The sequence below is a fragment of the Verrucomicrobiia bacterium genome, assembly GCA_019634625.1.
GTDB lineage: Bacteria > Verrucomicrobiota > Verrucomicrobiia > Limisphaerales > CAIMTB01 > CAIMTB01.
Genome location: JAHCBA010000024.1, coordinates 88,533 through 102,398, shown reverse-complemented (window position 1 = coordinate 102,398; position 13,866 = coordinate 88,533). Strand labels below are relative to the sequence as shown.

Below are 13,866 nucleotides of genomic sequence, written 5' to 3'. Positions count from 1 at the left end.
AATCCCGGGGCTCACTGTGCTGCGGGATCTCCGTGTCGATGCGGTGGGATGAGGCACACCCCGCCAATCGGGATTCGTGTGTGCCCGAACAACCGGTGTCCCAAGCGCCCGACTGCCTGCTCCCGGAGTCTCTCACCTGCACCAGGAATGGCAGCGGGTTCAGTCGAAGCGGAGTGCGTCAGTGGCCTCGGCGGCGCGATAGGCGGTGCGGGTGCGCTGGAGGGCGGCGGAGTCCGCTGCAAGAACGCTTAGGGGGCGGGGAGCAATGAGTCCCAAGACGTCCGGAATGTCCGCAACGCGGAGGACATTCAGCAGGAGCGGGGCGTCGGGGGCTTCATGAGTGAGGGGCGGCCCGACGAGCCTGGCACCATCCAGGGTCTCGTCGAGGGCCGCCGCGTAGGCCGCCAGCACCCCGGCCGCGCCGCTGCCGGCGACTCGCACCGACCTCGGGCGATGCGCGGCGGAACCGTCCCAGCCCTCGTCGCGCAGATGGGCGGCAACGGCAAGGACATCCCGAATCCGGCCGGCATCGACGGTGAGGCCGAGCAGCAGGAGGGAACGCTCGACGTAGTTGGGCGGATTGACCCGGGTCCAGCGGGTGGCGCCGACGCCGCGTGGCTCGCAGAGAACGACCATCGATTCGGTGGCGGCTTCCCGGACCCAGTCCGGAACGGTGCCGGCCTCGGCTTCGTTCTGGACCACCAGCAGCAGTTGGCCCGCCCGGGCAGCGTTGGCAAACTCCAGAAGGTGGAGATGCACCACGATACCGTCCTCCGTCTGGACACGACGATGGCGCGGGCTCAGGGAATCGAGGCGGGTGGCGGATGGAACTGGGGAAGGCAGGGCACGAAAGGTAACCCTGCGCAGTTCGGACAGGAGAGCGGACCTCCATTCGGCATGACGGCCGGGGACCGGGTCGGGCGCAACGGCCGAGGGAACGAAGTGCTGGTCGATGGTGGCGTTGAGGGCATCGGCCGGGAGATCGGCATCGGAAGGGAAGACCCGGAGTCGTTCGGGAGAAATGGGGTAGGGACCGGGACGGCTGCCTTCGCTGACGATGTCCACCTCGCTGTCATGGACGGGGCGCGGGTCATTCTTGAAGTGCGTGTTGAAGAACCGGTAGGCGGCCTGGCGGATGTCCGCACGGTAGGCGTGGTCACCGAGGCTGACCACGGCGTCCACGCGATCGCCAGCGCCGTACGCGGCGTAGATTCGTTCGAGGCGCTGGATCACGCGGTCATTGGCATCCATGGGAAAGATGGGATCGCGGTCGCTGTTGACGAAGAGAAGGGGACGTGGCGCAACCAGGCTGGCGATGCGCGTCCAGGGCCATTGGAAGGTGTTATGGAGGAACATGCAGTCGCAGTGGCCGTTGATGACGCGGTTGGCAAGGTAGGATTCCAGATCGGCCATGCCGCTGACCGGAGCGGCGGCGGCCACCCGGGGATCCGCGGCGGCGATCCAGAAGGTGGCCGCACCGCCGCCGCTGATGCCGGTGACACCGATTCGGGCGGGATCGACGTCGGGGCGGCTTACGAGATAATCGATGCCGCGGATACCATTCCAGGCCTCGACGCCGGCCGGGGTGTAGCCGCGCGAGACCCACCACCAGCGGTTGAGCCGGTAGGTGCCGTGGTGGTGGGAAGCGATCTCGCCAAGCTGGAGGGAATCGAGGACCAGGCAGACGTAGCCGTGGCGGGCGAACCAGATACCGTGCGACTGGTAGGCGACCTTGTTGCCATCACGGCCACGATGCGAATGCCCACACACATAAAGGATGGCGGGCAGGCGCTCACCCGGCGCAATGGCGGGCGGGCGGTAGAGGTTGGCGGTGACGTACAGCCCCGGGCGGCTCTGGAAATGGAGGTTCTCGACACGGTAGCCATCGCCCTCGAGGACACCCGTCACCACGGGCTGGAGCGGCGTGAGATCGGGACGCGGGGAGAGGCCCAGCATGTGGAAGTATTCCTCGATCGTTTCGGCACGGCGCACGTCCTCGAAGGAGCGGTTCAAGAGGGCTTCGTCGTACGGCGCCTCGATGGCCAGCGCGTGACGGGCCAGGTACTCCTGGATCATGGGATCTCCCGGCGCGGAACGATCAGGCTGGCCCAGAGGTTGGGCCACGGCGACGAGCGTGCCCGCGAGGAGCACCAGGGCAGCGGGAAGGAACGGAGAGGTGTCAGAGTCAGTCGGATTCATGGGAGGCCGGGAGAGAGGGGAAGGCGTTGGCTTGGGATAGCGCCGGGGAAGGCCCGAGTGCAAGCGGCATGGCGAGGGCGAAGTTCCCCCCGGTGCATCCCGGAGTTGTGGGTGAGGAGGCAGTGAATCGGAGGGACGAGCTCCGCGAGTCCTCAACCCAACGCCCCACACCGTTGCGGGCTCGTGGAACTCGGCCCTCCGAAGCGCCGCGTCGCGGAGTTCGCACCTCTACTCACAACTTCGGGATGCACTGCAATCCCCCGGGCACAACGAGAACTGCTGGCCCCAAGCCCGACGATCGGAGCAGGCTCGATCCATGAATCGACGGATCGCTCCCATCGCGCTGTTGCTGGCCGTTGTCCTGAACGTCGCCGCGCAGTCCCCAAGCCAGCGGGCCCACGCGCACAACGACTACGAGCATCCACGTCCCCTGCACGATGCGCTGGAGCAGGGGTTCGGCAGCGTCGAGGCGGACATCTTCCACATCGACGGTGCCCTGCTGGTGGCCCATGACCGGCCCAAGGTCTCCCCGGAACGCACCCTCCAATCCCTGTACCTGGATCCACTGCGGGAACGGGTGCAGCAGCAGGGGGGCCGGGTTCATCCGGACGCCCCCACCTTTGTCCTGTTGATCGACTTCAAGTCGGAAGCCGGGCATACCTACCAGCGGCTTCAGGAGGTGCTCGCCGATTACCGGGAGATGCTGACGGTCTTCCGGCCTGACCGAACCGAAACGAACGCGGTCACCGTGATCCTGTCTGGAAACCGTCCCACGGCCACGGTCGCTGCGGAACCGGAACGGCTGGTGGCGATCGACGGCCGCCTGCCCGACCTCGAGGGCACGGCGAATCCACACCTCATCCCCCTGATCAGCGACAACTGGCGGTCCCACTTTCGTTGGAACGGGGTCGGGACAATCCCGGACGAGGAACGGGCCCGGCTCCACGATTGGGTCGAGCGCGCCCACGCCCAGGGACGCCGCATCCGTTTCTGGGCCGGGGCCGATCGTCCCGAGATGTGGCGGGTGCAATGGGAGGCGGGCGTGGACCTGATCAACACCGATCGCCTGGCCGACCTGGCCCGCTTTCTGGAGCAGGCGGAAGCCGGGCGCCACTAAACCGGCATTTCAAGTCTCGAACCGATGACCATGCCCGCCGCACCCGGCCGCCCAGAGCTCCTCGAAGTGCGGGAGCCCCATGCCATGTCAGCGGACGAAGTCCTGCAGGTGCTGGCAAGTTCGCCCGATGGCCTCGGCACCGACGAGGTCCTACGGCGCCGCGAACAAGTCGGTCCAAACCGTCTGCCCGAGCCCGAATCGGAAGGATTCTTCAAGCGGTTCTTCAAGCACTTCCACGACCTGTTGATCTATATCCTGATCGCGGCCGCCGCAGTCACCGCCGCGCTCGGCCACTGGGTGGATACCGTGGTCATTCTGGGCGTGGTCGTCCTTAACGCGACGATCGGCTTCCTTCAGGAGGGCAAAGCCGAGCAGGCCCTCGCGGGGATCCGCAGGATGCTCTCCCCGCACGCCGTGGCACGGCGGGACGGCGGGTGGACGGAGATCGAGGCGGTGGATCTGGTGCCAGGGGACATCGTCCGGCTGAAGTCCGGTGACCGGGTTCCAGCCGACCTCCGCCTCATCGAGGCCAACAACCTGCGCATCGAGGAATCCTCCCTCACCGGGGAATCGGTTCCCGTCGGGAAGACACCCTCCCCGACTGCGGCCGACGCCAGCCTGGGCGACCGCCACGGGATGGCGTACTCGGGCACCCTGGTTGCCGCGGGCCGCGGAACGGGCGTGGCAACCGCAACCGGACCGTCCACCGAACTGGGGCGGATCAACCGGATGATCTCCGAGGTCCGGACGCTGGCCACGCCGCTCACCCGCCAGATGAACCAGTTCGGCAGGATTCTCTCGGTGGTGATCGTCGGCATGGCCGGCCTGATGATGCTCATTGGCTGGCGGCTCCATGACCTCGCGCCCGGCGAATTGTTTCTGGCGGCCATCGGGTTCGCCGTGGCCGCCATTCCCGAAGGTCTGCCCGCCATCCTCACCATCACCCTGGCCCTGGGCGTCCAGCGCATGGCCAGCCGCAACGCCATCACCCGCAAACTCAACGCCGTCGAGACGCTGGGTTCGGTCACGACGATCTGTTCCGACAAGACCGGGACGCTCACCCGCAACGAAATGACCGTCCGGCACGTCGTCACCGCGTCGGCCGCCTACGAGGTGTCCGGGACGGGTTACCAGCCCGAGGGGACCATCACCCGCGACGGTCAGGAGGCCTCGCTTGACCGGGACGCCGACCTCGCGGCGGTCATCGAGGTCATGGCCGTCTGCAACGACTCGGAAATCCGGGAGGCGGATGGCGGGTGGGAGGTGACGGGCGAACCCACCGAGGGCGCCATGCGAACGCTGGCCCGCAAGGCTGGATTCGAGGACACGAAGTACCGGCGGGTGGCCGCGATTCCGTTCGAGTCCGAAAACAAGTTCATGGCGACCCTCCATCGCCTGCCCGACGGCGGGGCGCGGATTCTCCTCAAGGGCGCCCCGGACCGGTTGCTCGACCGTTGCCGTCAGCAGCGCAGTGCAACCGGCGCCCCGGAGTCCCTGGACCGCGCCTTCTGGGAACGCCGGATCGATGCCCTGGGGAACCAGGGTCTGCGGGTGCTTGCCGCCGCCGCCCGCGACGTGGACGAGGCCCATGACGAATTGACCCCTGACGACCTTGGGGACGGCATGATCTTCCTCGGTCTGGTGGGCATCATCGATCCGCCGCGGCCCGAAGCGATCGAGGCCATCCGCATCTGTCGTCAGGCCGGCATCCGGGTGAAGATGATCACCGGCGACCATGCCGGCACGGCCCAGGCCATCGGCCGGGAAATGGGGATTGGCGACGGCTCGCCCGCGGTGACCGGCGCCGAACTGGAGGCCGCCTCGGACGACGACCTTCGAAGACTGGTGCGCAAGGCCGACCTCTTCGCCCGCACCAGTCCCGAGCACAAGCTCCGTCTCGTCACCGCACTGCAGGCCGGCGGCGAGGTCGTGGCCATGACCGGCGACGGCGTGAACGATGCGCCGGCCCTGCGGCGGGCCGACGTGGGGGTGGCCATGGGCATCAAGGGAACCGAAGCCACCAAGGAGGCGGCCGAGATCGTGCTGGCGGATGACAATTTCAGTTCGATCGAGCGGGCCGTGGAAGAGGGCCGGACCATCTACGACAACCTGCGCAAGGCGATCCTGTTCATCCTGCCCACCAATGGCGCGGAAGCGCTGGTGATTCTCGCCGCCATCGTTCTTGGCTTTGCCCTGCCGCTGACACCCGTCCAGATCCTCTGGGTCAACATGGTCACCGCCGTCACCCTGGCCCTCGCCCTGGCCTTCGAACCGGCGGAGCCGGGGGTCATGCGCCGGCCCCCCCGGGATCCCCGGGCCCCGATTCTCGGACGGGCCTTCCTCTGGAGAATCGCCTTCGTTTCCCTGCTCATCGGCGGGGCGACCATCGCCGTCTTTCTCGTCGAGAAACGTCTCGAAGCGACGGTCGAGCTGGCCCGCACGCTCGCCGTGAACACGCTGGTCTGCTCCCAAGCCTTCTACCTTTTCAACAGCCGCTTCCTGCGCGAGTCCAGCCTCTCGATGCGGGGCCTATTCAGCAACCGCATCGTCTGGCTGGCGGTCGCCATCCTGGCCCTGCTGCAACTCCTGTTCGTCTATGCCCCATTCATGCAGACGCTTTTCGGCTCCACCCCGCTGGAATGGCGGCACTGGCTGATCCCACTCGGTATCGGCCTGGGGGTGTTCCTGCTCGTGGAGACCGAAAAGGCCGTCCTCCGCGCCATCGAGGCCCGCGCCCGGCGGCGGAACCCTCCGTCAACGGATGCGGCAACCGCCGGGTAGAGGGGGCCGCTTTCCCGGATCCAGGTCGAAGGCCTCGCAGGCCCGGGCATCGAATCCGGAATCCGGTGCATCCCGGCGTTGCGGGTGAGGTGCGAACTCCGCCAAGCGGTGCTTCGGAGGGCCGAGTTCCACGAGGCCGCAACAGTGTGGAGCGTTGGGTTGAGGACTCGCAGAGATCGTCCCTCCGAATCGCTGCCTCCTCACCCACAACTCCGGGATGCACCGTCCGGAATCCGCCCCCGCATATTTCGCGTGAGGGGCCGTGGGCGGGCGATTACAGTTCCCAGCATGACAACGGCCGCGCCTTCGGCGCCCCAGAAGATCAACCTCCGCCGCCCGGACATCATGGAGGCGGTCCAGGCGCAGGTGCTCTCGCACTACCGGAGCGCCCTGGTCGAGCGGATCCGCTCCAACGGGAACGAGATCTCGGCACCCGGGGTGCTCACGGTGAGGCTGGCCAAGGAATTCGGGTTTTGCTACGGCGTCGAGCGGGCCATCGACCTGGCCTACGCGGCGTGCAAGGCGTTCCCCAATCGCCGGATCTTCCTGCTGGGCGAAATCATTCACAACCCCGAGGTCAACGACCAGATCCGCCGGATGGGGATCGTGACCATCGCCAGCCGGCCCAGCGCGGCCCAGATCGAGGAACTCACGCCGGATGACATTGTCATCATCCCCGCCTTCGGCACCGAGGTGGCCACCCGCAAGCAGCTCGAGGCCCGCGGCTGCACGTTCGTGGACACCACCTGCGGCGATGTGATGAGCGTGTGGAAACGGGTGCGGCAGTACTCGAAGGAATCCGTCACCAGCATCATCCACGGCAAGGCCTGGCACGAGGAAACCCTGGCCACCAGTTCCCAGGCCCGGGCCAACGGGTCAGGCCATTACCTGGTCGTCTTCAACCTCGACGAGACGGATTACGTCTGTGCCTACATCCTGCACGGGGGTGACAAGGCGGCATTCCTCGAGAAGTTCCGCGGAGCCTACTCCGAGGGGTTCGATCCGGACCTCCACCTCAAAGCCATCGGTGTCGCCAACCAGACAACCATGCTCCGCGGAGAAACCGAGGAGGTCCAACGCAGGCTGCGGGCCGCGATGGAGGCGCGCCATGGCACCGCCGCACTTCCCGAGCACTTCCGCTTTTTCGACACCATCTGCGGCGCCACCCAGGACCGGCAGGACGCCCTTCAGAAGCTGCTCAGGACTCCTCCCGACCTCCTCATCGTCATCGGCGGCTACAATTCCTCGAACACCTCCCATCTGGCGGAAATGGGCGAGGCCATCCTGCCCACCTACTTCGTCAAGAACGCCGGCAAGATGGTTTCCCCGGCCCTGATCCAGCACTGGGACCAGCATCGCCGCGAGGAAATCGAATCCCGCGACTGGCTCCCCGCCACCCCGGCCACGGTCGGCGTCACCGCCGGCGCAAGCTGCCCCAACAACCTCATCGAGGAAGTCATCGAACGCCTGTTCGAACTCAAGAACGTCGCCCTCCCCGACCTCGGTCCGGCCTGATCCGGAACACGTCAGTCCCCCGGCGGACTTCCCACCCGCATGCCTGTCTCCCGCCTGGAGTTGGAGGAACGCGAACGGCTCTGGCTGGCCCCCTTCGCGCAGGCCAGCGCCGCCAGCCGCGGGCGCGTCCACGACGAACCGCCCCCCGAGTGGCGCACTCATTTCCAGCGGGACCGCGACCGCGTCATCCATAGCCGCGCCTTCCGCCGGCTGGAATACAAGACCCAGGTCTTCCTCAACGGCACGGGCGACCACCTGCGCACCCGCCTCACCCACACCATGGAGGTGGCCGGCATCGCCCGGAACATCGCCCGCGCCCTCCGTCTGAACGAGGACCTCGCCGAGACAATCGCCCTCGCCCACGATCTCGGGCATTCGCCCTTCGGCCACTCCGGCGAACAGGCCCTCAACACCCTCATGCGCGGCCATGGCGGCTTCGAACACAACCGCCAGAGCCTCCGGATCGTCGATCATCTCGAACGCAAGTACCCCGCGTTCACCGGCCTGAACCTCACCTGGGAGGTCCGCGAGGGACTCGTCAAGCACGGACCGTCCCATCCGCTCCCAGGTCCACGGCCGGACTGGGTCATCCGTTCCCCTTCACTCGAAGCCCAGGTGGCTCAACTCGCGGACGAGATCGCCTACTACAGCCACGACCTCGACGACGGTCTGGACGGCGGGCTCCTTTCCGAACGGCAGCTCCAGCGGGACGTCGCCCTGTGGCAGGACGCCACCCGGTTGGTCCGCCGCCAGTTCGGCCGCCTCTCCGACGACACCCGCCGCCTGTTCACCATCCGGGTCATCATCGATGAGCAGGTGAAGGATGTGGTCCGCACCACCGAAGCCCGCCTCCGCCGCACCGGGGTTCGCACCGCCGACGCGGTGCGCCGCCTCCCCCGCCCGCTGGTCGGCTACGCGCCGGAACGCCGTCGCCTCAATCTCCAGCTCCGGAAATACCTCTACCGCAATCTCTATTACAACCCGGCCGTTCACACACCCAACCAGCGCGCCGTCCGGCTCCTCGAACAACTCTTCCGGCACCTCCTCGATCACCCCGAAGACATGGGCGCCGGCGCCCAGGCGCGGCTGGCCCAGGACGGTCTTCACCGCACGGTGTGCGATTACCTCGCCGGCATGACCGACCGCTACGCCATGCGCGAACACCGCCGTCTCCTGGGAGTCGAGCTTTGATCCCGCGTCACCCAACCGGCACTCGCCCGCGGCCCCGGCCTTCGGATACCCTGTTCTCATGACCGATTTTCGTACCGGCACCCGGGCGGTGATCTTCGACATGGACGGCGTCATCGCCGACAGCGAACCGCTGCATCGGCTGTCCTTCCAGCGCCTCTTTGCCGAGATCGGCGTGGAACCGGTCGGCATGGAACCCTGGCACCGGTTCATCGGCACCTCGGACCGGCACGCCCTCCTTCAAATGTTGGATGGCCGCGAGGTGGGACCTTCGGTGGACGAACTGCTCGATCGGAAGGGCCGGCATTTCCTCAAGCTGCTTCGCGAAAAGGAACCCCTCTTCCCCGAGATCCCCGCCCTGGTGGACCGCCTGGCAGACTGCTTTCCCCTGGCTGTCGCCTCGGGTTCCCTCCGGTCCGCCATCACCGCCATCCTCGAACTCCAGGATCTCCAGCGCCACTTCCGCCACACCGTCTCCGTGCAGGATGTCGCCCGCGGCAAACCCGCCCCCGACCTGTTCCTCCGCGCCGCCGAACTCCTCGGCGAACCTCCGGAAGCCTGCGTGGTGATCGAGGATTCGCCGCCCGGCGTCAGTGCCGCCCGGGCCGCCGGCATGCGCGTCATGGCCATCACCAACACCTCTCCCGCCCAGGCCCTGCTCGAAGCCGATGCCGTGGTGTCCAGCTACGCCGAAGTTCAGACACTCCTGCTCGGCGAACCGGCCCCGGCGTTTCCCTGACCTCCCTGACCTCCATTCGCACCGTGCGGGACGCCGCACCCCGATCCCAGCCACGCCCGCAATCGCTCCAGCGCCCGGGCCCGATGGCTGATGCGGTTCTTCACCGCCTCGCCCAATTCCGCCAGCGTGTCCGTCCCGCCCTCGGGCACAAACAGCGGATCGTACCCGAAACCCCTCGATCCCCGCGGCACCCACCCGATCCGGCCCTCGCAGGTCCCGTCGAAACTCCCGCCCTGCACCTGATCGTCCAGCCATTCCCACACCAGCACACACCGGAACCGCGCCGTCCGCCCTTCCCACGGCACGGCCGCCAGCAACCGCATCAGCCGGGCGTTGTTCGCGGCATCGGGCGCATTGCCCTCCAGACCGAAATCCGCGGACGCGAACCGTGCCGAATGCACCCCGGGCGCCCCGCCCAGCGCGTCCACTTCGAGCCCCGAATCGTCCGCCAGCACCGCCCATGAACCGTCCACCGTCCGGCCGCCGCCCTTCTCATTCGCGGCCCGCGGACCGCGCAACCACGCGGCCAGGGCCTCCGCCTTGAGCCGCGCATTCTCGACGAACGTCGTCCCGGTCTCCTCCACATCCGGCACGTCCCCCACCTCCGCCGCTCCGAGGACCCGGAACCCCTCGCCCAGCACCGCCCGGATCTCCTCCACCTTGTGCCCGTTGCGGGTCGCGATAACCACGGTTGTCACGCCGCGCAGCATGCCGCAGCGGGCGGGGAATTGTCACCGACTTCACCCCTCCGCTCCCGTTGGGTGTCCACGCTTCAGCGTGAGCCTCCGTACCCCGTGACGTTTCTCCCCTCTGACCGGAGAAACCCGGAGGGTTTCCAGACATTAGCCGGGGTCGAACCCGCGGAGCGGGCTTCGACCCCCGGAGCAAATCCCCCCCCCCGTTCACGACCCCGCGAGGGGTCGCAGAACCCAGTCCGCATGAGGATCGTTCAGACATAGCTTCCCGAACGCCTGGCTGGCAGTTGCCGGGCTTCCGCTTCCGATCGGTATCGGGGTCGGTATCGGAATCGGGATCGTCTCCGCCCACCCAATCCCCACCCGGTTCCACATCGATCGTACGCCTGCGCTCTCCCTGATTCGTTAGCGTGTCCAAATCCCATTTCAGCCCTTTCGATTCCGATTCCGATTCCGATTCCGACCCCGATGGAACCTGACGGGTGAACGGGGCGCACGAAGAGACCCCGTCGTTGTCCTCCCTTCCCTCGGGTTCAAGCTGCCCGCCATTCGGGGAACTCATCCAGCGTCGCCGGATCGCCACCGTGGCACAGGACGGCGGCCAGCACCTCCAGCAGGCGCACGTTGGGATGCCCCGACTTCGCTGCCACCTCGATGGTGGCTTTGAAATCCCAACCCGGCGATCGGTCTCCCGTCGCCACCCGCTCCTTCAACGATCCAAGAATCCCGGGCCAATCCTCCCGCACATGGGCCGCCCGATAGAAGGCAAGCTCGACCTGAAGGGCTCGATTCCCATCCGCCAGCCTTTCCGCCTCGACCCATCGCCGCATCGCCTCATCGGAACGCCCAAGAAGGAATAGAAGTTGGGCGTAGTTGCCCAGATGGTTGGCGTGCTTCGGATCGGCCTCCAACGCCCGCTTGAAATACACCTCCGCTTCCTCCAGTCGCCCACGCCTCTCCAGGAACAGGGCGTAGTTGCCCAGATGGCCAGCGTGCTTCGGATCGGCCTCCAAAGCCCGCTGGTAGTACGCTTCCGCTTCCTCCAGTCGCCCACGGTTTCCCAGGAACACGGCATAGTTGCCCAGATGGCCGGCAAGCTTTGGATCGACCTCCAACGCCCGTCGGTAATACGCTTCCGCTTCCTCCAGTCGCCCACGCTTCTCCAGGAAGTCGGCGTAGTTGCCCAGGTTGTTGGCGTGCTTCGGATCGACCTCCAACGCCCGTCGGTAATACGCTTCCGCTTCCTCCAGTCGCCCACGCCTTTCCAGAAACACGGCATAGTTGCCAAGATTGTTGGCGTGCTTCGGATTGGCCTCCAACGCCTCCTGGTAGTACGCCTCCGCCTCCTCCGTTCGCCCACGCTTTTCGAGGAACATGGCGTAGTTGCCAAGATGATTGGCGTGCTTCGGATCGACCTCCAACGCCCGTTGGTAGTACGCCTCCGCTTCCTGCAGTCGACCACGCTTCTCCAGGAAGTCGGCGTAGTTGCCAAGGTGATTGGCCTGCTTCGGATCGACCTCCAACGCTCGCTGGTAGTACGCCTCCGCTTCCTGCAGTCGACCACGCTTTTCCAAGAACACGGCGTAGTTGTCCAGATGGCCGTCGTGCTTCGGATCGGCCTCCAGCGCCCGCTGGAAATACGCCTCCGCTTCCTGCAGTCGACCACGCTTTTCCAGGAACACGGCATAGTTGCCCAGATGGTTGGCATGGTTCGGATCGGCCTCCAACGCCCGCTGGTAGTACACCTCCGCTTCCTCCATTCGCCCTTCTTGCGCCAGGCGGTTGGCGTAGTTGCCGCGCAGGGAAGCATTGCCGGGGAATGCCTTGAGCGCCTCCTGATAAACTCGTTCGCGGGCGACCGGATCTTCCTGAGCTGTCGCCTCCTGCTCCCAGACCCACCAGGGTTTGCCCACTCTCTGATGGGCCAGATCACGAACTGCGGCCAGAAGGAGTCGATTGACTTCCAACGCCTTTTGCCCGGCCTCCGCCTTCGCGGTGCCACGCATACCCGGATCACCTGTGACTTCTTCCACCTTCCTGGAAGTTTGATCCAGTTTCTCGGACAGGACCCGTTGCTGCTCGTCAAAGCGTCTGACCCGCTCTTCCGAGCGCTTCTTGAGCCGGTCGTAAAGATTTGGAGCCGTCCCAACTTTGTTCAACTCGCGATGCAGTAACAGCATCAGTTCATCAAATCCCGGGATCGGAACCAAGTGACCCTTTTGCCTGGCCACGTAGTCGCGGACGGCCTGCGGAACGGCCTCCAGCCTCTTCACAGGTTCGTTGTCCGGATTCCAGAAACACCAGAAGACGGTGTCCGGGACCGACTCCGGCAGGCTCTCCAAGGTTCCCATCAGGCTGCCGTCATTGCCGTCGTAACCGATGACAATGGGAGTGTAGCGCTCGAGGATCGCGGCCAGCGCCCCCTTCCATTCGATGCTCAGCTCCTTCAATTCGTCGGGGGAACTCTTGGGGGCAAAACCCAGGCTCCCATGCACCTTCGCAATCAGGGGACGCCGCAGCGCCACTCGGGCATAGCTGGCAAGCGAGTCGTGGCCCACCACGATGGGGAAGGTACTGGAATGGATCGATAGGGCGTCGGCCGCCAGATTGTCAAAATTCGTGGTGATCAGGACCTTGTGCGGCGTTTCGGCGAGGATATAGGCCAGCACTGAGTAGCCAAAGCTGGGCTCCTTGTTCTCCATCTTCGCTTCGAGAAAGGCGTAGCCGTCCTCCGCATGATCCCGATAGCACGCGGAATAGAGTTTCGGGTAGGAGCGGGCGGGATTCTGGAAATCGAACCCGTCGATGTCCAGTCGTTCCGCCGTCGCCCACTCCTCCAGCGGCAACCTCGCCAGATCGTACTTCCTGTGGAGCTTTTCGACCCATTCCCTGGCCATGTCCCCGCCCGTGGGAATTCCGGACTGTTGTGACGCCCCTGCACCCAGGATGAAGCAGAACGGACGATCGCCCCGGTTTCGATGCCGGTCTGAAAAGGTTTCCAGGAACCCTACCGTTGCCATGAGTCGGTCACCTCGCATACTCGCGCCTTCCCAAGCTTGAATCGTTCCGAATCGCACAACCAGCATCAACTCGCTGAGCGACCCTCCCCCCGTACTCGTACTCAGCCCGAAGGGCGGTACTCGTACTCGATCGATCCCAAATCACCATCCCCCCTGCAACGGAATCCTGACCTCTCGACACCCTCGCTCCGCTCTGAGTATCCAGAATCGTTGCCCCGAAGTGTGCCCGCCTTCAGATCCCTGACAGGCAAAACCCGAAGAGTTTCGAGAGATCAGCCGGGAGTCGACCCCCACCCCTCATCACCGCACCCTCCCCTCGAAATCGGGATCGGGATCGCCATCGGCGCCGCAGGCTCACGAAAGCCTCCACACCCAACGGAGTGCAGCCAAACCCCGTGCCCCCCCACGTCCCCGCCCTGCCGGAAGGGTTGGGTGTCCACGCTTCAGCGTGAGCCTCCGAACCACCCCGACACGCTAAAGCGTGCACACCCAACAACCGACACGATCCGCAATCCGCCTCGAAAGAGAATCGCGGAATTTGAAGTCCCGACCCCGATTTCGATTTCGATGGAGATCTTGAGTCCGTATCCGCGTCCTCGCGGCTCGGTGTTC

General features: G+C 65.9%; 8 protein-coding genes. 5 read left to right on the top strand and 3 right to left on the bottom strand.

Features of this window, described 5'->3' with window-relative positions:
* Positions 1-159 precede the first annotated feature (159 nt).
* Positions 160-2,199, bottom strand: coding sequence for a prolyl oligopeptidase family serine peptidase (locus KF833_14940; protein MBX3746603.1), 2,040 nt, complete (start codon positions 2,197-2,199; stop codon positions 160-162).
* Positions 2,200-2,515: 316 nt separating this feature from the next.
* Between KF833_14940 and KF833_14935 the strand changes: the two genes are divergently transcribed.
* The 5 genes from KF833_14935 to KF833_14915 all read left to right on the top strand — a co-directional run bounded on the left by KF833_14935 (position 2,516) and on the right by KF833_14915 (position 9,539).
* Positions 2,516-3,316: a phosphatidylinositol-specific phospholipase C/glycerophosphodiester phosphodiesterase family protein gene (locus KF833_14935; GenBank protein ID MBX3746602.1), complete on the top strand. Its 801-nt coding sequence runs from the start codon at positions 2,516-2,518 to the stop codon at positions 3,314-3,316.
* A gap of 30 nt (positions 3,317-3,346) precedes the next feature.
* Complete coding sequence (locus KF833_14930) at positions 3,347-6,097, top strand: cation-transporting P-type ATPase (GenBank protein ID MBX3746601.1); 2,751 nt, start codon at positions 3,347-3,349, stop codon at positions 6,095-6,097.
* Positions 6,098-6,385: 288 nt separating this feature from the next.
* A complete protein-coding gene (locus KF833_14925; GenBank protein ID MBX3746600.1) occupies positions 6,386-7,612 on the top strand; it encodes a 4-hydroxy-3-methylbut-2-enyl diphosphate reductase in 1,227 nt (408 codons plus the stop codon).
* Positions 7,613-7,651: 39 nt separating this feature from the next.
* A complete protein-coding gene (locus KF833_14920) occupies positions 7,652-8,803 on the top strand; it encodes a deoxyguanosinetriphosphate triphosphohydrolase (GenBank protein ID MBX3746599.1) in 1,152 nt (383 codons plus the stop codon).
* A 58-nt stretch (positions 8,804-8,861) separates the two neighbouring features.
* The gene (locus KF833_14915; GenBank protein ID MBX3746598.1) at positions 8,862-9,539 is read left to right on the top strand and encodes an HAD family phosphatase; all 678 of its coding nucleotides are present in this window, start codon (positions 8,862-8,864) and stop codon (positions 9,537-9,539) included.
* Here KF833_14915 and KF833_14910 read toward each other — a convergent pair.
* Both KF833_14910 and KF833_14905 read right to left on the bottom strand, forming a co-directional pair.
* Entirely contained in the window at positions 9,497-10,249 is a 753-nt protein-coding gene (locus KF833_14910; protein MBX3746597.1) for a non-canonical purine NTP pyrophosphatase, read from the bottom strand. The genes KF833_14915 and KF833_14910 overlap by 43 nt on opposite strands.
* A 518-nt stretch (positions 10,250-10,767) precedes the next feature.
* On the bottom strand, positions 10,768-13,323 hold the full coding sequence (locus KF833_14905; protein MBX3746596.1) for a tetratricopeptide repeat protein: 2,556 nt from the start codon (positions 13,321-13,323) through the stop codon (positions 10,768-10,770).
* Between the last annotated feature and the right edge of the window lie 543 nt (positions 13,324-13,866).

What these genes read in the sequence shown, in the direction of transcription:
- KF833_14940 (MBX3746603.1), bottom strand. Translation starts at nt 2,199, where the DNA reads ATGAATCCGACTGACTCTGACACCTCTCCGTTCCTTCCCGCTGCCCTG.
- KF833_14935 (MBX3746602.1), top strand. Translation starts at nt 2,516, where the DNA reads ATGAATCGACGGATCGCTCCCATCGCGCTGTTGCTGGCCGTTGTCCTG.
- KF833_14930 (MBX3746601.1), top strand. Translation starts at nt 3,347, where the DNA reads ATGCCCGCCGCACCCGGCCGCCCAGAGCTCCTCGAAGTGCGGGAGCCC.
- KF833_14925 (MBX3746600.1), top strand. Translation starts at nt 6,386, where the DNA reads ATGACAACGGCCGCGCCTTCGGCGCCCCAGAAGATCAACCTCCGCCGC.
- KF833_14920 (MBX3746599.1), top strand. Translation starts at nt 7,652, where the DNA reads ATGCCTGTCTCCCGCCTGGAGTTGGAGGAACGCGAACGGCTCTGGCTG.
- KF833_14915 (MBX3746598.1), top strand. Translation starts at nt 8,862, where the DNA reads ATGACCGATTTTCGTACCGGCACCCGGGCGGTGATCTTCGACATGGAC.
- KF833_14910 (MBX3746597.1), bottom strand. Translation starts at nt 10,249, where the DNA reads ATGCTGCGCGGCGTGACAACCGTGGTTATCGCGACCCGCAACGGGCAC.